This is a genomic window from Enterobacter sp. MGH 24 (assembly GCF_000493015.1).
Lineage (GTDB): Bacteria > Pseudomonadota > Gammaproteobacteria > Enterobacterales > Enterobacteriaceae > Enterobacter.
This window is the reverse complement of sequence record NZ_KI535657.1, coordinates 610,832-634,158: the sequence shown is the minus strand read 5'-3', so window position 1 is coordinate 634,158 and position 23,327 is coordinate 610,832. Positions and strand designations below refer to the sequence as shown.

The 23,327-nt window shown below is 56.2% G+C and carries 20 protein-coding genes and 1 pseudogene; 12 read left to right on the top strand and 9 right to left on the bottom strand.

Annotation, left to right across the window (positions count from 1 at the left end; genetic code table 11):
• The first annotated feature begins 154 nt into the window (after positions 1–154).
• Positions 155–427 carry a hypothetical protein gene (locus L370_RS18765; protein ID WP_023333394.1) on the top strand — a complete coding sequence of 91 codons (273 nt, stop codon included), beginning with the start codon at positions 155–157 and terminating at the stop codon, positions 425–427.
• Positions 428–471: 44 nt separating this feature from the next.
• Here L370_RS18765 and L370_RS18770 read toward each other — a convergent pair whose 3' ends face one another.
• From L370_RS18770 to L370_RS18780, 3 genes are all read right to left on the bottom strand, one after another.
• Positions 472–798, bottom strand: coding sequence for a helix-turn-helix domain-containing transcriptional regulator (locus L370_RS18770; RefSeq protein WP_023333393.1), 327 nt, complete (start codon positions 796–798; stop codon positions 472–474).
• 12 nt (positions 799–810) lie between these two features.
• On the bottom strand, positions 811–1,143 hold the full coding sequence (locus L370_RS18775; RefSeq protein ID WP_023333392.1) for a type II toxin-antitoxin system RelE/ParE family toxin: 333 nt from the start codon (positions 1,141–1,143) through the stop codon (positions 811–813).
• A gap of 157 nt (positions 1,144–1,300) precedes the next feature.
• On the bottom strand, positions 1,301–1,891 hold the full coding sequence (locus tag L370_RS18780; protein WP_023333391.1) for a TetR/AcrR family transcriptional regulator: 591 nt from the start codon (positions 1,889–1,891) through the stop codon (positions 1,301–1,303).
• 140 nt (positions 1,892–2,031) lie between these two features.
• Here L370_RS18780 and L370_RS18785 point away from each other — a divergent pair, with 140 nt between their 5' ends.
• From L370_RS18785 to L370_RS18795, 3 genes are read left to right on the top strand one after another with little or no spacing between them, the layout of a single operon-like run.
• Positions 2,032–3,087: a sugar phosphate isomerase/epimerase family protein gene (locus L370_RS18785; protein WP_023333390.1), complete on the top strand. Its 1,056-nt coding sequence runs from the start codon at positions 2,032–2,034 to the stop codon at positions 3,085–3,087.
• A 24-nt stretch (positions 3,088–3,111) separates the two neighbouring features.
• Positions 3,112–4,008 (top strand): alpha/beta fold hydrolase, encoded by an 897-nt coding sequence (locus tag L370_RS18790; protein ID WP_023333389.1) that lies wholly within the window; start codon positions 3,112–3,114, stop codon positions 4,006–4,008.
• Positions 3,998–4,900, top strand: a complete 903-nt coding sequence (locus L370_RS18795) for an alpha/beta hydrolase (protein WP_023333388.1) — start codon at positions 3,998–4,000, stop codon at positions 4,898–4,900. The genes L370_RS18790 and L370_RS18795 overlap by 11 nt, the downstream gene beginning before the upstream one ends.
• A 73-nt stretch (positions 4,901–4,973) precedes the next feature.
• Here L370_RS18795 and L370_RS18800 read toward each other — a convergent pair whose 3' ends face one another.
• Together L370_RS18800 and yghU are read right to left on the bottom strand one after the other, a co-directional pair.
• Complete coding sequence (locus tag L370_RS18800) at positions 4,974–5,306, bottom strand: glycine zipper domain-containing protein (RefSeq protein ID WP_023333387.1); 333 nt, start codon at positions 5,304–5,306, stop codon at positions 4,974–4,976.
• Positions 5,307–5,466: 160 nt separating this feature from the next.
• The gene (gene yghU / locus L370_RS18805; protein WP_023333386.1) at positions 5,467–6,333 is read right to left on the bottom strand and encodes a glutathione-dependent disulfide-bond oxidoreductase; all 867 of its coding nucleotides are present in this window, start codon (positions 6,331–6,333) and stop codon (positions 5,467–5,469) included.
• A gap of 245 nt (positions 6,334–6,578) precedes the next feature.
• On the opposite strand from yghU, the gene L370_RS18810 reads away from it, so the two are divergent.
• The 7 genes and pseudogenes from L370_RS18810 (at position 6,579) to L370_RS23340 (ending at position 15,563) form a co-directional block, all read left to right on the top strand.
• The gene (locus L370_RS18810; protein WP_023333385.1) at positions 6,579–8,168 is read left to right on the top strand and encodes an ABC transporter substrate-binding protein; all 1,590 of its coding nucleotides are present in this window, start codon (positions 6,579–6,581) and stop codon (positions 8,166–8,168) included.
• A 45-nt stretch (positions 8,169–8,213) separates the two neighbouring features.
• Positions 8,214–9,167: an ABC transporter permease gene (locus tag L370_RS18815; protein WP_010435561.1), complete on the top strand. Its 954-nt coding sequence runs from the start codon at positions 8,214–8,216 to the stop codon at positions 9,165–9,167.
• A gap of 5 nt (positions 9,168–9,172) precedes the next feature.
• Positions 9,173–10,018, top strand: coding sequence for an ABC transporter permease (locus L370_RS18820; protein WP_023294546.1), 846 nt, complete (start codon positions 9,173–9,175; stop codon positions 10,016–10,018).
• Positions 10,011–10,987, top strand: a pseudogene (locus L370_RS23795) (ABC transporter ATP-binding protein). Before L370_RS18820 ends, L370_RS23795 begins: the two are co-directional and overlap by 8 nt.
• On the top strand, positions 10,984–11,961 hold the full coding sequence (locus L370_RS18830; RefSeq protein ID WP_032666537.1) for an ABC transporter ATP-binding protein: 978 nt from the start codon (positions 10,984–10,986) through the stop codon (positions 11,959–11,961). The pseudogene L370_RS23795 and the gene L370_RS18830 overlap by 4 nt, the downstream one beginning before the upstream one ends.
• A 185-nt stretch (positions 11,962–12,146) precedes the next feature.
• Positions 12,147–14,012, top strand: a complete 1,866-nt coding sequence (gene gss / locus L370_RS18835) for a bifunctional glutathionylspermidine amidase/synthase (RefSeq protein WP_023333382.1) — start codon at positions 12,147–12,149, stop codon at positions 14,010–14,012.
• A gap of 199 nt (positions 14,013–14,211) precedes the next feature.
• A protein-coding gene (locus tag L370_RS23340; protein WP_155858014.1) for an IS3 family transposase occupies positions 14,212–15,563 on the top strand; the annotation gives its coding sequence in 2 pieces (ribosomal slippage) (positions 14,212–14,662 and positions 14,662–15,563; 1,353 coding nt in all).
• An 81-nt stretch (positions 15,564–15,644) separates the two neighbouring features.
• Here L370_RS23340 and pgaD read toward each other — a convergent pair.
• Genes pgaD through pgaA form a run of 4 tightly spaced genes read right to left on the bottom strand, consistent with a single transcriptional unit; the run spans position 15,645 to position 21,784 of the window.
• Positions 15,645–16,079 carry a poly-beta-1,6-N-acetyl-D-glucosamine biosynthesis protein PgaD gene (pgaD, locus tag L370_RS18845; protein ID WP_023333379.1) on the bottom strand — a complete coding sequence of 145 codons (435 nt, stop codon included), beginning with the start codon at positions 16,077–16,079 and terminating at the stop codon, positions 15,645–15,647.
• Positions 16,076–17,407, bottom strand: a complete 1,332-nt coding sequence (gene pgaC / locus L370_RS18850) for a poly-beta-1,6-N-acetyl-D-glucosamine synthase (protein WP_023333378.1) — start codon at positions 17,405–17,407, stop codon at positions 16,076–16,078. The genes pgaD and pgaC overlap by 4 nt, the downstream gene beginning before the upstream one ends.
• Positions 17,400–19,337, bottom strand: a complete 1,938-nt coding sequence (gene pgaB / locus L370_RS18855) for a poly-beta-1,6-N-acetyl-D-glucosamine N-deacetylase PgaB (protein WP_023333377.1) — start codon at positions 19,335–19,337, stop codon at positions 17,400–17,402. Before pgaB ends, pgaC begins: the two co-directional genes overlap by 8 nt.
• Positions 19,338–19,345: 8 nt before the next feature.
• Positions 19,346–21,784: a poly-beta-1,6 N-acetyl-D-glucosamine export porin PgaA gene (gene pgaA / locus L370_RS18860; RefSeq protein WP_023333376.1), complete on the bottom strand. Its 2,439-nt coding sequence runs from the start codon at positions 21,782–21,784 to the stop codon at positions 19,346–19,348.
• Positions 21,785–22,456: 672 nt separating this feature from the next.
• Between pgaA and L370_RS0121735 the strand changes: the two genes are divergently transcribed.
• Entirely contained in the window at positions 22,457–22,984 is a 528-nt protein-coding gene (locus L370_RS0121735; protein WP_050582360.1) for a helix-turn-helix domain-containing protein, read from the top strand.
• The last annotated feature ends 343 nt before the right edge of the window (positions 22,985–23,327 follow it).

Sequence of the window (23,327 nt, the reverse complement as noted above, 5' to 3'; positions counted from 1 at the left end):
GCTGCGCCTTGCCCGGCCTGCGTTATTATTTTCATGTGTTAATGTAACAATATATTTGGCATTTTCTGCACCGTAAAAGCGATGGGCATTAATATAGTCTTAAGCTATTCCCGACATAATTAATTTTCTAATTTTACCGGAAATAATACAGTCTATGAAAAAGCTCTATATCGTATTGGCCGCAATGGCAGGCCTGGTTATGGTCAATTCCGCCATGGCGCAAAGCGTCACCGTGGATGTCCCAAGCGGTTATAAAGTGGTGATTGTCCCGTCATCCACCACGGTTCCGCAGGCGGTAACCGTCGCGCCAGCACCGTCACAAACTGTTTATGCCGCGCCAGCTCCGGTTTATCACCCGCGTGCGCGGCATGTGGCGAGCGTGGCTGAAGGGATGGTGATTGAGCATCAGTACGACGATCATCATTGATGCTTCGCCCGGGTAGCACATCCGGGCCTATTTTGAAGCACCTCTCACGCTGTTGCGTTTAATCCTGCTGTTGCAATTCGGGAAATCGGGTTTCCCGTTGCAGATGCCACTTCTGCGATACGCTTAAATGAGGGATTACCGTTTGGTGAAAGTGATTTGTAGAGTGATTCGCGGGAAATACCTGCACGTTTTGCGATGACGGTCATCCCGCCAGAGGCTTCAATGACATGCCGTAAAGCCAGCATGAACGCCTCATAGCCTCCGGGCTCGTCAATTTCAATAAAAGCCTGATGAAGATATACGGGCGCGAAATCCGGAGAATCTTTCAGGAGTTGTACCATTGCGTCATCATGAAGTACTGATTTAGCCATTGCGATTTCCTCTTATATTCTGCGCTTGTAGTCGTTGAGGTACTCAACGGCCCTTTCAATATCTGCATTTTGCTTTTTTTTCGTTCCAGTCAATAACACCAGACTCACTGCGCCATCTGCCGGATCGGAGACTTCGCTGAAATAGACACGGTAAACCGGCCCCTGGTTAATTCTGAGCTCTGAAACGCTCTCTCTGCATGGCTTGCAATCACCATAGTTACCCGTTGGCATTCTGGCGACACGCGTAGCAATCATGGCTTTTGCTATGGGATCTTTCACACTTCTCAGATATGCATCAAAAGGGTCGTACCCGTCAGCTGTGATGTAGTGTTTAACCTTAGTCATTATTGTAGCCTGTAGTTTACGATAAGCAAATATATTGTGATCTTCAGGCTACGACAGGCAACTGTTCACAGGGTTGTGACAGTGGGGAAGATGTGATTTCTGAAAGCGGATCGCAAAAATGAGAGGCCGCTGTGCCCGGCCTTTCTCAGCATCGCACTCAGCAATGCGGCAGCAGGCTAAGCGCTTGCTTAACCGCCGCCTGCAAACGAGATTCCGGAACACCGTCCCTGGCCTGCACCGACAAACCATGTAAAAAGACGGCAAAATAGTCTCCCAGACTCTCCGCATCGGTCGTATCCGGCAGTTCACCGTTATGCACTGCCTGATGGAGACGGTCGATAATCTGCTGTGTACGCTGCAGGCGATGCTGTGCCAGCCAGGTTTTGAGCGTTTCATTTTCCGCACTGACGCTGGCTGCAGAGGCCACCACCATACATCCTTGCGGCAAGTCCGGATGGCAGTACAGGTGAACCGCATCCATTAACAGCGTCTGGATGGTATCCCGCACGTTGCCCCCTGCGGATAAGGCCCGATCCGCAAAACCTCCTTCCTGTTTTTCGTAATCGGCGATAGCTTCCCGAAAGAGCTGCTCTTTTGAACCGAACGCCTTGTAAATCCGTGCCGATGCAATCCCCAGCTCTGCCACCAGATCAGACATTGAGGTTCCTTCATAACCCTGTCGCCAGAACAGGTTGCGCGCTTTGATAAGCGCCTGGTCACGATCGAACTGGCGCGGTCTGCCTGCCATTTTTTGCTCCGGTTGGTCCTGAATTCAGTGAGACAGGATCGCCTAAATCATCTGGATTACCAATGAATTTATAATTTTCGCTTGCGGTTATCCGGCTTTACTCCTATTGTTTGTCAATCGACAAACAATAGGAGTGTACGATGAAAACCCTCAAAGGTCCCTCTCTCCATCTGGCTCAGTTCAGCGATGATGCGGCCCCATTCAATAATTTGCCTGCGATAGCCCGCTGGGCGGCGGAAACGGGGTTTAGCGCTCTGCAAATCCCGGCATGGGATCGCCGTCTCTTCGACGTGGCAACGGCGGCAGAAAGCCAGACCTACTGCGACGATCTAACCGGTATGCTGGCGGAGCATGGCCTGGTGGTGAGTGAGCTGACCAGCCACATCTTCGGTCAACTGATGGCGGTACATCCTGCTTACGACAGCTTATGCGACAGCTTTGCGCCGCCGGAAGTCCACGGCGACCCACAGGCCCGTAGCGAATGGGCGCAGCAACAGCTGATGATGGCGGTCAAGGCCTCTGCCAGGCTTGGACTCAGCGATCTGGGTACCTTCTCTGGCTCGCTGGCGTGGCCCTATCTGTTCCCGTTCCCGCAGCGTCCGGAAGGGTTAATTGAAACCGCCTTTGACGAGCTGGCCAGGCGCTGGATGCCGGTGCTCAACGCCTGTGACGAGCAGGGTATTAACCTCTGCTATGAGATCCACCCGAGCGAAGATCTGCATGATGGGGTGACGTTTGAAATGTTTTATCAAAGGGTGAAAGAGCATCCCCGCTGCCGGATACTTTTCGACCCCAGCCACATGGTATTACAGCAGCTTAACTATCTGGATTTTATTGATATTTATAAGGATATGATCAACATGTTCCACGTCAAAGACGCTGAATTTAATCCGACCGGGCGTCAGGGTATTTATGGTGGCTATCAGTCCTGGGTCGATCGTGCAGGGCGTTTTCGCTCATTGGGTGACGGCCAGGTTGATTTCAGGGCTATTTTCTCGAAGCTGACCCAATACGATTACGCCGGCTGGGCAACCCTGGAGTGGGAGTGCTGTCTGAAAAACCCGCTGGATGGTGCCAGAGAAGGGGCCGCGTTCATCCGCGACCACATTATTCACATCACCGATAAAGTCTTCGATGATTTCGCCGGTGCGCCAGTTAACCCTCAGCAAATCAACGCATTACTCGGCATTCGCTAAGCCACGACATCACAGGGAGTCCCCATGGAACAACAATACGGTGAGATCGCGCACGCGGATCTCAGGGCAGAACACGTCTATACGAAAGTGAACGGACAGCGCATCCACTGCGTCGTGGCGGGAAAAGGACAACCGGTATTGCTGATACCGGGCTGGCCGCAGACCTGGTATACCTGGCGCTATGTCCTTCAGGCGCTGGCGGCGGCGGGTTTTCAGGCGATAGCGGTCGACCCTCCGGGCATTGGTGAGTCAGATAAGCCGCGCGACGGCTATGACACCGGACGTGTCGGTGCCATGTTGCATACCATGATGGCGCAGTTGGGTCATGCGCGTTATAGCATAGTAGGCCACGATATTGGCATGTGGGTTGGATACGCCATGGCGAGCGATTTTCCTCAGGCAATAGAACGACTTGTGCTGACAGAAGCGGTTATCCCTGGACTGGCCCCACCACCGCCGATTTTTGTCGCACCGGAAGAGAACATCTTTCTCTGGCACTTCATGTTCAATCAACTGGCGGATCTTCCCGAAACCCTGACCAGCGGGCGCGAATCACAGTATCTCAGCTATATTTTCGACCGCTGGTCTCATCGACGTGAACGGGTTGCCGCAGAGGTGTATATCGCCGCCTATTCAACACCCGGCGGGCTGCGTGCGGGCTTCGACTATTATCGCGCTATCCCGGAAACCATCCGGCAGAACCAGCGCCGTGCGCAAACGCCTTTAACCATGCCGGTGTTAACGGTGGGGGCCGAACATGCGACGCGCGATGCGCCGTTGATAACCCTACAGGGCAATGCCCTTGATTTGCGTGGCGAGACGGTGGCGGACTGCGGGCATTTTATTACCGAAGAGTGTCATGAGGCGTTTATTGGGCTAATCGTACCCTTTCTCTCAGAGGACACCAATCGTGCCGCTTGATAAACACATAGCTGACTTTCTGGCTGCGTCATCGGGCGCGCCGCAACCGGCGTCGTTAGCCGACCTTCGTACCGCCACCGAAGTGGATTTGCTGCGGCTACAGGGTGAGGAGGAAACAGGTGGAGGCATTCAACATTACGTTGTTATCGCTGATGATGGTTACGCTATCGGCCTTCGCGCGTATACGCCTGCTGCCTCAAACGCTGAAATTGCTCAGCCTGCAATGCTGTTTGCTCACGGCGGCGGATGGTGTCTGGGCTCGCTGTCGCTATACGATCGGCCCTGTCAGGCATTGGCCAATGCCACTGGCCGGAAAATACTCTCCGTTGATTACCGTCTGGCACCGGAGTTCCCCTTCCCAAGGCCGTTAGAAGATGTTTATCAGGCACTGTGCTGGGCCAGTGAACAGGCCGCGCTTTTGGGGATAGATGCGACCCGTCTGGCGGTGGGCGGCGACAGTGCTGGCGGCAATCTTGCTGCCGCGACAGCTCTGCTGGCCCGGGATCGCGGCGGACCTCACATTGAGCATCAGTTGCTGCTCTATCCGGCGTTAAGTCGCGAAATGTTGTCCCAAAGCTATTGTGAATTTGCTGAAGGTTATTATTTAACCCGTGATGCGATGGCGTTTTGCTGGGAAAACTATCTGGGAGAATGTCGTCATCCTTATGCCGAGCCGCTGCATATGGCCTCGCTGAGGGGGTTACCGCCAGCAACCATCCTGAGCTGTGAATATGATCCCCTGCGCGATGAGGCTGAAGAGTATGCGCTGCGGCTTGAGGAGGCGGGGGTGCCAGTACGCTGTGAACGGTTGCCGGGAATGGTGCATGCCTGCATTCATATGTCAGGGTTAACGCCAGCCGCGCGTCGGTTGTTCGAACGTGCGCGTTTCTGATTCAAAAACACAAAAAACCCAGCGCGATCGCTGGGTTTATTATTCATGCCTGTTCACAAGGTGGCACACTACCTCAGTGCGTCGCTTCACCAATCAGCGCGCCTGTACCTGCACCAACGGCCGCACCTTTCAGCACGCTCTTACCGGTAACCGCCGCTGCACCTGCGCCCACGGCAGCACCTACCGCACCCCCTTTACGCGCGGCTTTACCTTTCTCGCCGTTTTTGAACATGGCGCCGGTTCCTGCGCCCACGACGGCACCGCCAACGGTCGATTTCAGATCTTTGCCCGTGGCCGCGCCAATGGCAGCGCCTGCTACCGCGCCAGCGGCGGTTTTGTCGATGGCCATTCCCGAGGTGGAAAAAATGAGGGCGCTGATAACCAGCGTTGTTTTAATAAGTTTCATAACAGATCCTTTGTGACTGCTGTCGATTGAGACGCCATTTCTCACTCTCTGACGCGAGAAAAACGCCCAGATAGTGCCAGCAATACCGACTCAACCTTTAAGCTAATCATGCCCTGGATAAGGATCTCTGCTGCCGGGCGGCGAACCGCCCGGCGGAACATTACGCCTGACGCTTGTCTTCCGTATTCGTCTCGAAGTCGCTCGCCGCGTGGCGTTCGTGAAGCTGCTCGTTCAGCTCGCCGCTGGTACGGTTAACGATGCGTCCGCGCTTAACGGCATGGCGATTCGCCACGTCTTTCGCCCAGCGCTGTACGTTGGTGTACTTCTCTGCGTCGAGGAACTCGGCGGCGTTATAAACGCTACCCAGCGCCACGCAGCCGAACCATGGCCAGATGGCGATATCCGCGATGGTGTACTCCTCGCCCGCGACGTAACGACCTCGCGCCAGCTGTTTATCCAGCACGTCGAACAGGCGTTTGGCTTCCATGGTGAAGCGGTCAATCGCGTACTCAATTTTCACCGGGGCATAGTTGTAGAAGTGGCCAAAACCACCGCCGAGGAACGGCGCCGCGCCCTGCAGCCAGAACAGCCAGTTCAGCGTCTCGGTGCGTCCCGCCGGATCTTTCGGCAGGAAGTGACCGAACTTCTCTGCCAGGTAGAGCAGGATATTGCCGGATTCAAAGACGCGCGTTGGCGGGTTCGTGGAGTGGTCGCGAAGTGCCGGAATTTTCGAGTTCGGGTTGACGTCAACAAAGCCGCTGGAGAACTGGTCGCCCTCGCCGATGCGGATCAACCATGCGTCATACTCCGCGCCCGTCACGCCCAGCGCCAGCAGCTCTTCGAGCATGATCGTCACTTTCTGGCCGTTCGGCGTACCGAGAGAGTAAAGCTGCAGCGGGTGCGAACCGACGGGCAAATCTTTCTCATGCGTTGCGCCGGAGATCGGGCGGTTAATATTGGCGAACGCGCCGCCGCCATTCTTTTTCCATTCCCACACTTTCGGTGGCTGATACGTGTTGTCTGACATGTTGGTCTGCCTTTTGAGTGATGTGTTGAGGCAGTGTAGCAGGAGATTTGTGAAGCGTTTAACCAACTGAGCGTAATCGATCTGCCGCTATTCCTTCCGGCGCTTATATATATCAAATCCGGCATAAGCTTAATCGAAAATCGCATTTTCATAATTAATGCGTAAACCGATAAAGCTGAATATGATGCTTCAACATAAATAAAAGATGCAGTAATAAACACTTTATAAGGCAAGGAGTTAGTGAGATGCGCAAGCTTCTGTTATCGGCAGTGGTCGTTTCGCTCGCGTTAGGCCTGGCGGGCTGTGATGATGCGAAAAATAAAGAGACAAACAGTGTGGCTGCGGCAAAAAGCGACTCGCCAAAAGAGGGCGGTTCGCTGATTATCGGTATTACCTCCGGCGACCCGTTAGCCGTGAATCCGCTCTATGCCAGTGACCGTACGACGTTAACCATCATGCAGGCGCTTTATGCCCCGCTCTATAGCTTCAACAACGGTAAGATCGAGTGGGGCCTGGCGGAAAGCCTGACCCCCTCTGCCGACAACCTGAGTTATACCCTGACGTTAAAACCCAACCTCAAATGGCAGGACGGACAGCCGCTGACGGCGGATGACGTGGTCTTCACCTTCAATAAGCTGCTGGATGCCAAACAGCACAGCTTCTTCCGCAGCATGTTTACCTACGGCGGCAAGCCTGTTGAGGTGAGCAAGGTTGACGACCGCACCGTGAAGTTCACCCTACCGCAGGTCAGCGCGGCCTTTACCGGCACCCTGGTGCAGATCTACCCGATCCCGCAGCACGTGTTCGCCGGTGAAGGCGACCTGGAAAAGAGCACCAAAAACGATGCGCCGGTCGGCTCCGGGCCGTTCAAATTCAAAGAGTACCGCGCCGGGCAGTATTACGCCCTGACCCGTTTTGACGATTACTGGAACGGCAAAGCGAAGCTTGATTCGGTCACCTACCGTTTCGCCAAAGACAGCAACGCCGCCAACCTGGCGCTGCAAAACGGGGAAATCAACCTGAAGATGGTTGACCCGCAGGACGTGAACCGCCTGAAAAATACCGGGAAGTTTGACTTCGTGGTCTATCCGGAAGGCCGTCTGGCCTATATGACGTTCAACCAGAACGTGCCGGTGATGAAGAGTAAAGAACTGCGTCAGGCCATTGCTTACGCCATCAACAAGGACGAGCTGACCCAGACCGCGTTTACCTCGCTCGACTACGCCAAACCGGCGACCTCCTTCCTGACGCCAGATACGCTTTACAAGACGGATGACGTCGAGCAGTACAAATTCGATCTGCAAACAGCCAAAGACCTGCTGAAAACATCCGGCGCGCCGGACAACCTCAAGCTGCGCCTGGCGTATGTGAACACCAACAAAACCCAGGAGAGCATGGCGCTCTACATTCAGCAGGCGCTGAAGGGCATTGGGGTGAACGTGGAGCTGATGCCGCTGGACTCCAACGCCATGTCTCAGCGCAGTCTTGATATGAACAACACCGCGTGGGAGCTGAATCTGGGCGGCTACATCATGGGCTCAGAGCCGGACGGCTATAAATCGCTGTTCATGAGCAACGAGGCCTATAACTACGCGCACTACAAAAATCCGCAGTTCGATGCCCTGTGGGATAAAGGCGCAGTGGAAACCGACGCCGCGAAACGTGCCGATATCTACAAGCAAATTCAGCAGACCGTGGCGAACGACATGACGTACTACCCGATTGCCTACACCAATGCGACCGTCGCGGTGGACAAGCGCTTCGGCGGCACCCAGGAGGCAGAGCCGAAACCGGTCTATCTGTTCCAGGATCTGTCAAAAATCTATCAGAAATAAGTGATTGCCCCGGCCGTCAGGTCGGGGCTTTTGAAAGGGCACGTCGTGAACACACTCCTCACGCGTCGGCTGCTGCAGCTGCTGCCGATGCTGTTCTTTATTTCACTGGTGGCGTTTTTGCTGGTCAAGCTCGCGCCCGGCGATCCGGTGGCGGCGTACATCACGCCGCGTATGGCCCCGGAAGATATCGAACGTATTCGCCAGAGCCTGGGGCTGGATAAGCCGCTGGTCACGCAGTACGTCCTGTGGCTGAAAAACGTCCTGCAGGGCGATCTCGGCTATTCGCTGATTTACCACCGCCCGGTGCTGGAGATGATCGGCGAACGCATTCCGGCCACGCTGGGGCTGATGGGCGCGTCGCTGCTGATGGCGATCGTGCTGGCGATCCCGCTGGGCCTGCTGGCGGGGGCATTTAAGCACCGCTGGCTGGATCACCTCCTGAACCTGTTCGCCTATATTGGCATTTCGGTGCCGATATTCTGGTTTGGCATTTTGCTCATCACCGTGTTTGCCGTGCAGCTTAACTGGTTCCCCAGCATGGGGATGCGCACCATCGGCATGGAGGACAACGGCCTGGACCTGCTGCGTCACGGCGTGCTGCCGTGTATTGCACTTACGTTCTACAACCTCTCCAGCTACGTGCGCTACATTCGCTCCAACACCATCTCGCAGCTCTCGGCCGACTACGTACAGACCCAGCTTGCTTACGGCGCCACGCGTTCCAGCATTCTGTTCCGCCACGTGCTGAAAAACGTGCTGCTGCCGGTGATTACCCTGTTCGGCCTGTCGTTCGGAGAGCTGATTGTGGGGGCCTATGTGACGGAAAGCGTCTTCTCCTGGCCGGGGATGGGGCTGCTCGGGATCCAGTCGATCGCCTCGCTGGACTACCCGCTGATCATGGCGATCATCATGCTCTCGTCGATGATGCTGATCGTCGGTAACCTGATCGCCGATGTGCTTTATCGCTTCGCCGATCCCCGCATTCGTACGCTGAGGTAACCCGGATGAGCAGACGCTGGCAGCAGGTTCGTCACCAGCTGCGCCGCAACCGTCCGGCGCAGTTCTCTCTGTTTGTGCTTTTTATCTTCGTTGTCGCCGCGCTCTGTGCGGGCTTGAGTCCGTACGATCCGGATCGGATGGCGCTCGGCGCGCGCACGCTACCGCCGGATGCCGCGCACTGGTTCGGCACCGATGAATACGGGCGCGACTACTTCACCCGCGCGCTGTATGGCGGCCAGATCTCCCTGATGGTCGGTTTTCTCGCCATGCTTTTTTCTACGCTTATCGGCACGGTGGTGGGAACGGTAAGCGGCTATTTTGGCGGCTGGCTGGATAACCTGATGATGCGCGCCGTGGATATCCTGATGGCCATTCCGGCCTTCTTCCTGCTGCTGGTGGTGAATGCTTACCTCAAGCCGGGCGTGGATAACATCATTCTCATCATCAGCCTGCTGACGTGGATGAACATGTCGCGGCTGGTGCGTGCTGAAACCCTGTCGGTGAAAGAGCGCGAGTACGTGCTTTATGCCCGCGCGTCGGGGGAACATCCGCTGCGCATTATCGTGCGCCACATCATTCCCGGCGTGCTGCCGACCATTATCGTGGCGGCCACGCTCAATATCGCCTCGGCCATTCTGATGGAGTCAACGCTCAGCTTCTTAGGGCTCGGCGTGCAGGCGCCTGCGGCGTCGTGGGGAAGCATGCTTAACAACGCGCAGTCTTATATCGGCGAAGCGTCGTGGCTGGCGATGTTCCCCGGCATTCTGATCCTGCTGACGGTGTTCAGCTTTAACGTGCTGGGCGATGTGTTCCGTACCGCCTTTGAGCCGGGAGCGAATCGCGATGAGTAACTTATTAGCGCTTGAGAACCTGCAAACCACGTTCCGCACCCGCGAGGGCGAGGTTCACGCGGTGCGCGGCGTGAGCTTTCAGGTTCAGCCGGGCGAGCTCGTCGGTATCGTCGGCGAGTCGGGCTGCGGGAAAAGCGTCACCTGTAAGTCGATTATCCAGCTTCTGGGGAGCAACGGACGGATAACCGGCGGCAGCATTCGCTTCCAGAATGAGGATCTGGCGCAGAAAACCCCCGCGCAGATGCGTGCCATTCGCGGCAACGAGATCGCGATGATTTTTCAGGATCCGATGACCGCCCTGAACCCGGTGCTGACCATCGGCAAGCAGATGGCTGAGATCCTGATGCGCAACAAAGGGCTGAGCAAAAAAGCGGCCAAAGCGGCGGCGATCGCCATGCTGGAACAGGTAGGCATTGCCGAAGCGGAACGCCGATACGACCAGTATCCCCACGAGTTCAGCGGTGGGATGCGCCAGCGGGTAATGATCGCGATTGCGCTCTCCTGCGACCCGAAGCTTCTTATTGCCGATGAGCCGACCACCGCGCTGGACGTGACCATTCAGGCGCAGATCCTGCGCCTGCTGAAAAGCCTGCAACAGCAGACCCAAACCGCGATTTTGCTGATCACCCACGATCTCGGCGTGGTGGCGCAGGTCTGCAGCCGCGTGGTGGTGATGTACGGCGGGCTGGTGATGGAGGAGGGGAGCGTGGAGGACATTTTTTATCGCCCTGCGCATCCTTACACCAGGGGCTGCTGGCCTCGCTGCCGCGCCCGGATGAGGTCAATCAACGTTTATCGCCGATCGAAGGTTCGCCGCCTGGCCTGCTTAACCCGCCGCCGGGCTGTCCGTTCGCGGAACGCTGCCCGAAACGCATGCCCCAGTGTGAACGACAGCCCGCATTTTACACCGCCGGAGAGGACCATCGCGCTGCCTGCTGGCTATGGGCCGATAAGGAGATTCAGGCATGAGCAAACAACAGGCGCCATTAGTGAGCGTGCGCGATCTGCGCAAGCACTATCCGCTCAACGGCGGTTTGCTGCGTAAAGGCGTGGCCGTGAAAGCGGTTGACGGCGTGAGCTTTGATATTCAGCCGGGCGAGACGTTTGGCCTGGTGGGGGAGTCCGGCTGCGGGAAATCCACCCTCGGGCGCGCCATCCTGCGCCTGTTCGATATCACCTCGGGCGAGATCCTCTTCGCCGGGCAGTCTATCGCCCACGCCCGTGAAAAAGAGCTCAAGCCGCTGCGCAAGCGGATGCAGGCGATTTTTCAGGATCCTTATTCCTCGCTTAACCCCGGAATGACCGTGCGGCAGCTGGTGGCGGAGCCGATGCAGATCCACGGCTACAGCCGCGAAGAACAGCGGGAACGTACGGAAACGCTGCTCTACAAAGTGGGGCTGAAGCACGAACACCTAGAACGGTTCCCGCATGAATTCAGCGGCGGGCAGCGCCAGCGCATCAGTATTGCCCGCGCGTTGTCCGTGCATCCTGAATTTGTGCTGTGTGATGAACCGCTCTCGGCGCTGGACGTCTCGGTGCAGGCCCAAGTGGTGAATATTTTGCAGGATCTGCAGCAGGAGCTGGGGCTAACCTACCTGTTCATCGCCCACGATCTCTCCATGGTGCGCCATATCTCCAGCCGCATTGGGGTGATGTATCTCGGCAAACTGGTGGAGGTGGCCCCGGCGAATGAACTGTATCAGCGTCCGGCGCACCCTTACACCCGCGCGCTACTGGCGGCGGTTCCCCAGCCCGATCCGCGCATTCGCAATCTCGACGACGCCACCCTGCGCGGCGACATTCCAGGCCCCACGTCCGCGCTGCCGGGCTGTAAGTTCTGCAGCCGCTGCCCGCACGCCATGCCGGTTTGCCAGACGCAGGAGCCTGCCATGCGGGAGATTGCGCCAGGGCATTTCGCGGCGTGCTGGTTGTTTAAGGTTTGAGCCTTAAACGTGTCGGGTGGCGCTTCGCTTACCCGACCTACAGGGTTGTGTATTTCGTAGGCCGGGTAAGGCGAATAATTTGCCGCGCAGGTGTATGATAAATGTTCCTCTGTCAGGTTAATTACAACGTGCAGACGACGACAACCCTTAAAAAAATTGCCGCCTGCCTGTTTTAGGTTGGATACATGCGTAAAGGAAAGTTAAGCAGTGATGCGCCATTCGGGACGTTGTTAGGCTATGCGCCCGGAGGCGTGGCGATTTACTCTTCAAATTACGGCAGTCTGGACCCGCGCAACTACCCGCAAGACGCGGATTTTCGCAGCTATATCGGCAACGAATACATGGGCCACAAGTGGCAGTGCGTTGAGTTTGCCCGCCGTTTCCTGTTTCTCAACTATGGCTTCGTGTTTACCGACGTCGGCATGGCGTGGGAAATCTTCTCCCTGCGCTTTTTGCGTCAGGTGGTGAACGATAACATCCTGCCCCTCCAGGCCTTTGCCAACGGTTCAAAACGCGCGCCGCGCGCGGGAGCGCTGCTGATCTGGCAAAAGGGCGGCGAGTTTCACGAGACCGGCCACGTGGCGGTGATCACCCAGCTTCTGGACGATAAAGTGCGTATTGCGGAGCAGAACGTGATTCACTCCCCGCTGCCGCTCGGGCAGCAGTGGACGCGCGAGCTGCGTCTGAGCGTGGAGAACGGGTGTTACACCATCCACGACACCTTCAACGACACGGAGATTCTCGGCTGGATGATCCAGACCGACGACACGGAACACAGCATTCCCCAGCCGGAAATCGACGGCGAACTGCTGAAAATCAGCGGCGCGCGGCTGAAAAACAAACGTCAGTTCGACGGAAAATGGCTTAACGAAAATGACGCGCTGCAGCAGGCGTATATCCGCGCCAACGGCCATGTGATCAACAAAGATCCCTGCCAGTACTTCACCATTACCGAAAGCGCCGAGCAGGAGCTGATCAAGGCCACCAACGAACTGCACCTGATGTACCTGCACGCGACGGACAAGGTGCTGAAAGACGACAGCCTGCTGGCGCTTTTCGACATCCCGAAAATCCTCTGGCCGCGCCTGCGCCTCTCCTGGCAGTGGCGTCGCCACCATATGATCACCGGTCGTATGGATTTCTGCATGGATGAGCGCGGGATTAAGGTTTACGAGTACAACGCGGACTCCGCGTCCTGCCATACCGAGGGCGGGCTGATTCTCGAAGAGTGGGTGAAAAATGGCTATCGCGGCAACGGGCATAACCCGGCAGAAGGGCTGCTGGAAGAGCTGACCGGCGCCTGGAAGCACAGCCACGCGCGGCCGTTCGTCCACATCATGCAGGACAACGATGTCGAAGAGGACTATCACGCGCTCTTTATTCAGCGTTCGCTGATGCAGGCCGGGTTTGAAACTAAAATCTTGCACGGGCTTGGCGCCCTAAGCTGGGATACCGCCGGGCAGCTGATTGACGACGAAGGTCGCCACGTCAACTGCGTGTGGAAAACCTGGGCGTGGGAAACGGCGATAGAGCAGATCCGCGAGGTCAGCGAAACCGAATACGCCGCCGTGCCGATCCGCACCGGACATCCCGAGGGCGAGGTGCGCCTGATTGACGTCCTGCTGCGCCCGGAGGTGCTGGTCTTCGAACCGCTGTGGACCGTGATTCCCGGCAACAAGGCGATTCTCCCGGTGCTGTGGCAGCTGTTCCCGAACCATCGCTACCTGCTCGACACTGATTTTGAGGTTAACGATCTGCTCAAGCAGACCGGCTATGCCGTTAAGCCGATTGCCGGACGCTGCGGCAGCAATATCGATCTCATCAGCGCTCAGGACGAACTGCTGGATAAATCCAGCGGCAAGTTTGTCGACCGTAAAAACATCTACCAGCAGCTGTGGTGCCTGCCGAAGGTCGACGGCAAATACATACAGGTCTGTACCTTTACCGTGGGCGGGAACTACGGCGGAACCTGTCTGCGCGGCGATGACTCGCTGGTGGTGAAGAAAGAGAGCGATATCGAGCCGCTGATTGTGGTGAAGGACTCGCTATAAAATAATACCTGCACGGACGACCCCCTCTCCCTTGAGGGAGAGGGCTGGGGTGAGGGGGAACATACGGCTCTGGTGGTCATTCCGTTCACTTTATGTTCCTTGCTACTCTTTAACGACATGGCCTGTGAACGTGCCAGGGTGGCTCAGTTGCACTGAACCCCTAAACCTGGACACCAGATCATAGAATCTGGAGGTTCAGATGAGGTATCCCTTTCACATCCGTCTTGCGGCTGTTCAGCATTACATGACTGGCCAGTCGAGTATCAAAGAAACAGCCCGCCTGTTTTCTGTTGGTCGAACACCTCTCACCCGATGGATACGGACTTACAGGCGCCAGGGTAAGGCTGGGCTGGAGGATCGTCCTGCACGAACCTATACTTCTGCTTTCAGGCTCCGCGTAATCCGTTATGTGGCTGAACACGGATGCAGCTATGCGGAAGCTTCAGCGCGCTTTGCCATTCCAAATGAGTCGCTCATTCTTGACTGGACAAGACGTTACCGGAAAGGCGGCGCACAGGCGCTTAATACAGCCAAATCCGGGCCCGCTATGTCACAGAAAAAGTTTATACCTGACTCCAGACCGCTCAGTGAGATGACTCCCTCAGAACTTCTGAGAGAGCTGGAATACCTGCGGGCGGAAAACGCATATCTAAAAAAGCTCAAAGCCCTGAGGGAAGAAAAGGCTCTCAGGGAACAGCAGAAAAAACGCGAGTAATACAGGGTCTGCTCGCAGACCACCGGCTTGTTTACCTGCTCTGTGCCGCAGGGCTGGCACGCAGCACGTATTATTACCAGATATCCAGACCCGCAAATGAGCCGGTTCGGTATGCGGCGGCTGTCAGTGCTATGTTCACGATCAGCCAGAGAAATGCCCAACGTTATGGCTATCGAAGAATGACGGCGGCACTGCGTAATGAAGCCTTCACTCTGAACCATAAAACGGTTCGTATATTGATGAAAAAGCATGATCTGACATGCCGGTTGCGCCGAAGAAAATACCGCTCCTGTATGGCCGGCGGCGGCCCGGCTTCCGATAATATTCTTGCCCGTAACTTCAGAGCCGAATGCAGTGGGATAAAGTGGTGCACAGACGTGACAGAGTTCCGTGCCGGTGGTCAAAAACTGTTCCTGTCAGCCCTTCAGGATCTGTTCAATAATGAAATTGTGGCCTGGCAAACATCAACCAGTCAGTCACAACCTCTGGTCTGCAGGATGCTAAAAAAAGCGCTTAAAGCATGCAGAAACAAAGAAGGCGCGATGTTGCACAGTGATCAAGGCTGGGCTTACAGAACGCCTGTATGGCGCAGAATGCTGGCTGACGCAGGCATCACACAAAGTATGTCGCGTAAGGGTAACTGTCTGGATAATGCAGTAATGGAAAACTTCTTCAGTCATCTGAAGGTAGAGATGTATTACAGGAAAAAGTACAGTTCAGTGGAAGAGCTTGAAAGCGATATTGGCAGGTATATTCGCTATTACAACACCGAACGAATCAGTTTAAAAATGGGCGGGATGAGTCCGGTTGAATACCGAACTCTGACAGAACAATAAAGAAAGCAAGGTGTCCAGGTTTAGGGGTTCAGTGCAGTCGCCACCACCCTGGCGACCCGGGCATCCAGCGGGGTCTTTTCGTTACAGTTCTTCCTCTTCCTGCTGTTCGCTCACCTTCAAATCAATAATCCGGCCAATCTGGTCGTGGTATACCGTCAGCAGGTTGTACTGGCTCATCTCGGAGATGATCTGCGGTGAGACATTAAAGCTGCGGGCCAGCTCCTCCTGGTGAAAATAGCCCGGCTGACGCCGCCTCACGTGGGCGCGGCGGCGGTTGTACTGATACCACAAAATCAGCAGCCAGCCGTTAAGCGCGGCGAACAGCAGGTAGAGCAACACCGTATTAAAGGACGCGATAATCACGCCCCAGCGGTGGTCGCTCTCATCGGTGAGCTGCATCCAGAGCCGGGCATACAGGAAAAACAGAAATCCACCCCACGCCACCAGCGTTAATGCGGCATCGAAAAGACGTGGCAAGAGCCGATGCTCGGTCAAAATTAAGGTATTTTCGTTCATTGAAGGCTTCCTTTTCCCCGGTCCGGACTGATCCAGCGCGCGCGGGCGCGCTGACGTTTAAGCATGACTTTTGGAAATGCGACGAGGGTGGTAAACAGGCCGATCATCCAGTACACCATCGGGAACCAGATCACCCAGAAAAGCGAGCTGGCTACTTTTCGTTCGTACCGCCGCTCGATGTACAAGCTGACCAAGAACTGTAGCAGGCACATCACGCCCAGCAGCAGCCCGGTAAACTCCGGTGGAAAAAGGCTCTCCACGGTCAGCCTGGCGGGAACAGGCGCAACCTGGCTGAGGAGGAACAGCAGCACCGTCATCGCGTACGCGAAGGCCCACAGCGTTGACAGCGCGTACTCCATGAACAGCGGCCACATCCGGTGATGCTCCCAGCGCACAATCCTGCGCAGGTTGACCAGAAACACCTCCGCGCCGCCCTGGGCCCAGCGCAGGCGCTGTTTCCACAGGCCCTTCAGCGTCTCCGGCATCAGGATCCAGCACAGCGCCCGCGGCTCGAAAAAGATATCCCAGTGGCGCAGCTGGAGCTTCCAGCTGATGTCGATGTCTTCGGTGATCATGTCCGGGCTCCAGTACCCGACGTCCGCCAGCGCCTGTCGGCGAAAGGCGGCGATGACGCCGGAGACGGTAAAGACCCGGCCATAGATCCGCTGCGTCCGCTTGATAAGCCCAATGATGGAGGAGAACTCGCCCACCTGAATGCGGCCAATCAGCGTGGAGCGCGTGCGAATGCGCGGGTTCCCGGTCACCGCGCCGACGTGGGGGTACTGAATCAGCGGTGCCACCAGATAAGCGGCGGTATCGCGATCGAGCAGGGCGTCGCCGTCAATGCAGACCAGCAGATCGCCCCGGGCCGCCGCCGCCCCGGCCTTGAGCGCCAGCGCTTTCCCCTGGTTCTCTGCGAGGTTAATCACCCGCAGGCGCGGCTGTTCCTGCGCCAGCGCCTGCAAAACCTGCGCGGTGTTGTCAGACGAGCCGTCGTTGATGGCGATAACTTCTATATTTTCATACCGCTGATCCAGCGCGGCGCTGATGGTCTCCCGGGCATTTCGTCCCTCGTTGAAACAGGGGATAAGAATTGAGATGAGCGGCTCACCGGCGAGCGTCGGGGCAGGCGTGTCTTTATCCCACGACCAGTGGCGTTCAAGCTGATACCAGAAATAGAGGCCGCCGGTTATCCAGAGCACCGACATGAACAGCGGCCAGAAGAACACAAAATCCAGAATCAGTTCGCCGGTAAAGAGGGCGGCCACACCTAACGGCAACCCGAATACCAGACATAAAATAGAGAATGCAATAATGCGATCAGTCATTGTCAGGGTACCAGTACGAAGAAAATTCAGGCCTGATGCGTGAGATATCAGGTTGGTTGTTGAGGAAGTCGTCGGGGTAGTAACCGTAGTTTTTGACGCCGTTCAGCTGGAGCACGCGCATCCAGTGCGCAAGCTGGCTATCGGACACGGCGCGCTGCGGTTTCTGGTCCCAGTCCCTGGCCTGCAGCTCGAAAAGGGTTTTATCGAGCGCGCCGGGGCGCGTGGCGACCGCCTTAACCAGACGCGTCAGCCAGTCATCGCTCTCGTCTGCCGGGACGGACTCCATCAGCGGCATGGCCATCGGCACCGTCCAGTCATACTCCGCCAGAAAATCATCAAGATTCTGCGCAAACCACGCCTCGCTTTCGGGCTGCAGAATGGGTAAGGCGAACATATTGCGCGCGGTTTTTATCTGCGGGCCGCGGATATGCTTCACCGCCAGGCTCAGGGCGTGGGTAAACCCGATAAGCCGTTGGCTCTTCTGGCGAGTCGTGTCCTGTCCGGCATCGTCCACGTCCGTCAGCACCGCATCGTCATGGAACAAAATCCCATTGAAGCTGGCATAGCGGGCCAAGTCTTCATAGATGTTCGTCACCTGCTGGCGCACCTGCGGGTCCCACGGGGAGAGCCGGATATAGGGCTCGGTGGCTTCGCGCAGCTGGCCGGTTTGACGATCGCGGCGCTGCACGCGCGGCAGGGAAGGATCGAGATCGAACGAGAGCACCGGCATCCACGCGAAGACTTTTACCCCCGCGCGGGTTTGCAGCTGCCAGGAGACAAAATTAAAGAGATCGGCCCGAACCGGCAGCCGACGGTTGGGGAAATAGAGCGCCGTGATCCTGCCGTCGCCCTGCGGATCGGCAAACGCCTGCAGGAAAACGTGGCTGATTTTCATGTCATAGACCCGCTGGATCAGCCTGTTGATGTTTTGAGTCTGCTGAGCCGGATCGGGATCGTAAACGTAGTCGAGATCGACGTGCATGACGCGCACGGGATCGCGTTCCTGAATCTGGCTGACCGTACTGGCAAACGCCTTGAGCGAGGGATTTCCGGCGATCAGCAGGCGGGGGATGTTGCCCAGATCCTGCACATTCCCCAGCCCGTCCTCAAGGGTAAAGGCCAGCTGATAACCCTGCTGTCTGGCGATAGCGAGCGACGTCCCGTTGGCGGCGCCGTAGGGCCAGACCCAGGCGCGAGGCGCTTTGCCCGTCACCTGCGTGATTTTTTCAGTCACTTTGCGAACGTCATCGCCGATCCGCTGGCTGAACTGCTGGTCGGTTTCATAGCGGCCTGTGGCTTTATCATAAAAGCGATTGGCGATCGCCGGTTCCCGGCTGCCCTGCGGGTTAGCCGGAATGCCGTAATGCGAGGCCCAGGTATGCGATCCGATCTCAATCAGTGGGGACTGGCTGAGCTCGCGCACCATGTCCCACGTCGCAAAGCGATCCCGGGGCGTCATCAGGCCGCCAAAATTCACCTTTTGATTTTCCGGCGTATCCACCCAGCTGCCCACCGGCGCCCACAGCGCAGGCACGTTCCACGCCTGAAGCAGCGGCCAGACGCGGGTATAAAAGCTGCTGTAGCCGTCGTCAAAGCTGAGCAGAACGGCTTTCGGCGGCAGCGTTTTTTTTCCGTCATGGGCATCGAGAATGTCCTGCACGCTGATGGCGTGATAGCCGTTGTGCAGAAGCCAGCTTATCTGCTCGTTTAACGCGCTGGTGCGAACGGAGAGATAGCGCTGATCGGCGGCATCGTCTTCGACGTCGTGGTAGGCCAGGACCAGAAACTGGTTCTTCGGCCAGGGTTTACTTGCCTCCAGCTGCGGCCGATCTTTGGGCGCAATGAACGAGATCGCCTGCGCGCAGACGCTCGCGCTGAGGCAGAGCCAGCCGAGGAGTATCAGGCTCACGGAAAAACGTGTGTTCAGCATATTCATCCTTAAAAGCGTAAAGTCGCGTCAAACGTGACGGAGAGATTGCTCTCGCGTTTGCCGTCGTAAGGGCGCTTATCCCAGTTCAGCATCACGCCGGTATCGATAACGTTGTTCCACTGAACGCGCTGTCCGTAACCCAGCAGGGCGATCGCGCCAGCGGACTGATTTTTCTGCCAGTAGCTGCCGCCTCCCGCCACGAACTGCTGGCTCCAGAGGGTGTCGTAATGGCGATACATCTCATGGTCAACGGCCAGGGCAGCCGTCACGGACAGATCCCGCGCCGGGTTGTAATAGAGCGTGTCCCGCAGGCTGTTTTTACTGGCGGCAATCTCCGGTTCGAGATCCAGCGTCAGGGACGGGGTCTGCCAGAGACGCTCCTTGCCCGTGAGGCTGTATTCCTGGCGACGGTTGTGGTCGGAGAAGCGGCTGAGGGCGGCGCTGAACTGGTACTCACGCCGCTCGTTTTGGTACCAGCGCACCCCGCCTTCACCCCGGTTGGCGCTAATTCCGTTGCGTAACGCCCGAAGGGGCGTGGTGCGCGACAGGCGTTCAAGGCTGCCGCTGACCTGCCAGCTATCGGTCACAAAGTACGTCGTTGAGAGGCGAGCGCCCGGCTTGTTTTCACCGTGATAGCGGTTGCTGGAGAGTTCGGCCTCGAGCTGTAAGTCGCGTGGCCGCCATTCGACGCCGCCCAAAAGGTGACGGCTGGTGCCCTTGCCTTCATCGAAATTACTCTGCGCATAGCGGGTGCCGGCAAACAGCCGCCAGTTATCCGCTACGGGGGGGCCATAGAGCGTGGCGTCCCCGCTCAGGTCGTGTGTGCCGCTCACGGGGCTATCGGAGTGCAAGCCCTTGCTGGCGTTGAGGCGCAGTTCGGACATGTGGTGGACCGTTCGGAGCCTGTCGAGACGCCTGGCGCTGCGGTCGGCGGGCGCGCGAGCCAGCACGTCGTCGGCCAGTAAATCCATCTGTCGCCACTCCTGCAGATCCATCGCGACGTAGGCCTGCTGCTGTTCGAGTTCCAGATTCGATGGCTCCAGCGCCTCCGCCGTTTTCAGCTTTTGCTCGGCCGCGCGCGGCAGGCCCCGCGCCTGAAGCAGGGTGGCGTAGTCAATCTGTAGCCCCTGATTGCCTGGCGCCGTTGTCGCCAGACGGTGCGCCAGCGTTTCGGCTTCCGGCAGGGCATTCGTCGCCAGCAAATAGTTAAAGCGGAGCGACTGCCCGGTAAGCCATCGATCGTTAGGCTGAGGGGTAGGGGAGCCGAAATCGTAACGGGTCCAGGGAACGTCGCGGGTCTGGCACTCAACGTACTGGCGGGCGGACTGATACTGTCCCGTATCCAGCCAGGCGTAGAACAGCGCGTGTTCCTCGTCCTGCGGGTCGGAAGCGTATTGCGGGTAGCGTTGCAGAAGCGCGAAGGCGGCGGCCGCGTTTTTTTCCTGCAGATACGCGGAGATCACCCAGCCGATTGCCCAGTCCGGTACCGGATGCTGCGCTGCCGTAAGATCCTGATATTCGTTAATCACCTTTGCGTAATCAGCATGGGCGTACAGCGCGCCAAGCCTGTCGATACGCGCAAGAACGACGTCTTCCGCCGCCTGCGGCTCGTTTTGCCAGCGAGCAAGCAGAGCGTCGTAACGATTCAGCGCGGATTGCGCAAGCTGCAGGCGCTCCTTTTCTGTTCTGCCGGGCACATCGGCAAGGCGCACCCGTTCGGCGGCGGCATTACGCTCAAGACGACGACGCTCCGCGGGGGGCAGCGCCACCTTTTGTGAAAGCTGGAGCGCGGGGGTATTCACCCGGTTATCCGTAAGCGCGTCGATCAGCTCGCTGAGGAGCGCTTTATTCTCAGGTGCAATATTTAGCGCGCGCGTGTCTGCCAGAAGCCGATCCCAGCTTTTTCCCTGGCGTAACCAGACATAGGAGAGCGTCTGAAGATGCGCCTGAGAGGGATTTTCCGCCACCAGACATCGGGCTTCCTGCAGGGCAAGCGTGTCCATGCGGGCATCGGCCAGGGTTTTGATGTAGCCGATACGATAATCGTCGTTATCCGGCGCAAGGCTACGCGCCTCTTTCCAGAGCGCCAGGGCCGGCTGCCACGCTTTTTGATTTCGCCTGGATTGCGCGACGGCAGCCACGCCACGGGCGGGCAGCGGCATATAAATGCCGTAACGCTGCCAGACCTGAATAACCTCGTCATCATGACCCGCCCAGGCTGCAACCTGTAACCAGTCCGCAACCTGTTCAGGCGTCAGGGCATGCTGCTGCTGATAACGCTGAAGATAATCGAGAAACGGCGTGTAATTACCGTTACGCGCCTGTTGAATCTGTTGCTCATATACGGATTCAGTCGCCTGAGCCAGAACAGGAAAGAGGAATAACATAAACAATAATGTTGGGGCGCGATAAAAGAATAACGTATTGAAGCGAAGCGATCTTTCCATATCTATTTGCCATTTGTTTATCATGAATCCATTGCATAACACGGCCGCCTTTAAACTCAGGGTTAAAGGCCATAAATGAGAACATTAAATCTGAATGCAGTGATGTTACGGGGTACTTACCTAAAGGTAATTATGGATCCTTATCTCAGTGGACTGGGTGAAAGCTAATGTACACCTGATATGTTGCCGGATAAATATGTTGAAAAGCGGCTATGTCGTTTTGAGATAATTCTGGATTGAGCGCTTGATGATGATTATTTTGAATTGATCTGTTATTTGTAACCTATTGGAAATAATGAATTTTATTTTTATTGTGACAGTTTTGTATATATTTTTAATGCTGCTTATCTGTGTCAATTAAAGTACTTTCTGGTGCATGTTTGGGAAGTTTCATGACAAAAATTCTTAATGTTTAGAGAAGTGACTTTTCTGCGATTGTTTTTTATTTATAATTAATGGCAGCCATTGAATGATAGTCTACAGGAAGTCTCGCTCATCAATGTCTGTATTGAGAGATGTCCAAAGCCAGAATACATTTATCGTTAATATAACAGCGCTATAAAACGAAGGCGGCCTTCTTTCCGAGGGATCGTTCTTGCTTTAATCTAAAAGGGATGGTTAGTGGCAACTTCAATAGTGTTAGTGACTCAGGATCGCTACCTTGTCAGGGGGATGCGGATATTTTTTCCGGATATTATCCTGCTCGACTCGATTGACAGAAACATATTTGATAACGGTGCAGATGAATATTCTGTATTGATTGATAGTCGTTGTCCGCTCCGTTTATATGATTACCTGATACGCCATCCGGCCAGAACGAAAAAAACAATCTGCTGCGTTATGCTTGATATGCGACACCGCGAGGAGAATCTGCTCAGCATGAAGCTGTTTATGAACACGCCGCTCACCGCGCCGGATATGGCGTCGCTATTTAACCTGGTGCTCAATATGAAGGGCAGGCGCCTGACCACGAAGTGGCTGCTTAACTTACGGCTTAGCACGCACGAAGCGATCATGCTGCGGTTGCTGCGGGCAGGGATGTCGATGGAAGCCATTGCCGATGAGCTGAATACGTCGGTGAAAAGTCTCTATCGCAAACGAACGGCGCTCTCGGAACGCCTGGGAGCGGAGAACTTCAACGAGGCGTGTTTGTTTATCTTTAAAAACAAACTGCTGGACGCGGGTGGGAACGATCCCTAGGGTGGGGAGAAACCTAAAGCAAAAACCCGCCACGAGGGCGGGTTCTTTATGAAGTAGACAGTTATTTTCTTTATGGGAAACCGCATCATTTCCACATTTTTCCGCCAAACATTGTTGTAATGTGCGTTGTAAAGTCGCGCAGGAAATTATCAATCCAAACGTTAAGCTGAACGTGTAGTATGCAAATTCCGATATTTTTTTCTGAAGACCAGGAAGAGTTGCTTTCGAAAGAAAATGTTATAAAAATCAGATGGTAAGTAAGTCTGGTTGCTGGATAAAAAGTCTGTAGCGGCAAATTATCGTGGTCTTTGCAATCTAATCTACCCTTAGAAGGCTTTGCTAC

Excerpts from the sequence above, each read along its gene's own strand:
- L370_RS18780 (WP_023333391.1), bottom strand. The coding sequence starts at position 1,891 with ATGGCAGGCAGACCGCGCCAGTTCGATCGTGACCAGGCGCTTATCAAA.
- pgaB (WP_023333377.1), bottom strand. The coding sequence starts at position 19,337 with ATGCTGAACACACGTTTTTCCGTGAGCCTGATACTCCTCGGCTGGCTC.
- L370_RS18800 (WP_023333387.1), bottom strand. The coding sequence starts at position 5,306 with ATGAAACTTATTAAAACAACGCTGGTTATCAGCGCCCTCATTTTTTCC.
- L370_RS18785 (WP_023333390.1), top strand. The coding sequence starts at position 2,032 with ATGAAAACCCTCAAAGGTCCCTCTCTCCATCTGGCTCAGTTCAGCGAT.
- L370_RS18820 (WP_023294546.1), top strand. The coding sequence starts at position 9,173 with ATGAGCAGACGCTGGCAGCAGGTTCGTCACCAGCTGCGCCGCAACCGT.
- L370_RS18775 (WP_023333392.1), bottom strand. The coding sequence starts at position 1,143 with ATGACTAAGGTTAAACACTACATCACAGCTGACGGGTACGACCCTTTT.
- pgaD (WP_023333379.1), bottom strand. The coding sequence starts at position 16,079 with ATGAACGAAAATACCTTAATTTTGACCGAGCATCGGCTCTTGCCACGT.
- L370_RS0121735 (WP_050582360.1), top strand. The coding sequence starts at position 22,457 with ATGCGGATATTTTTTCCGGATATTATCCTGCTCGACTCGATTGACAGA.
- L370_RS18830 (WP_032666537.1), top strand. The coding sequence starts at position 10,984 with ATGAGCAAACAACAGGCGCCATTAGTGAGCGTGCGCGATCTGCGCAAG.
- L370_RS18790 (WP_023333389.1), top strand. The coding sequence starts at position 3,112 with ATGGAACAACAATACGGTGAGATCGCGCACGCGGATCTCAGGGCAGAA.
- gss (WP_023333382.1), top strand. The coding sequence starts at position 12,147 with ATGCGTAAAGGAAAGTTAAGCAGTGATGCGCCATTCGGGACGTTGTTA.
- pgaC (WP_023333378.1), bottom strand. The coding sequence starts at position 17,407 with ATGACTGATCGCATTATTGCATTCTCTATTTTATGTCTGGTATTCGGG.
- L370_RS18810 (WP_023333385.1), top strand. The coding sequence starts at position 6,579 with ATGCGCAAGCTTCTGTTATCGGCAGTGGTCGTTTCGCTCGCGTTAGGC.
- pgaA (WP_023333376.1), bottom strand. The coding sequence starts at position 21,784 with ATGGAAAGATCGCTTCGCTTCAATACGTTATTCTTTTATCGCGCCCCA.
- L370_RS18770 (WP_023333393.1), bottom strand. The coding sequence starts at position 798 with ATGGCTAAATCAGTACTTCATGATGACGCAATGGTACAACTCCTGAAA.
- L370_RS18765 (WP_023333394.1), top strand. The coding sequence starts at position 155 with ATGAAAAAGCTCTATATCGTATTGGCCGCAATGGCAGGCCTGGTTATG.
- yghU (WP_023333386.1), bottom strand. The coding sequence starts at position 6,333 with ATGTCAGACAACACGTATCAGCCACCGAAAGTGTGGGAATGGAAAAAG.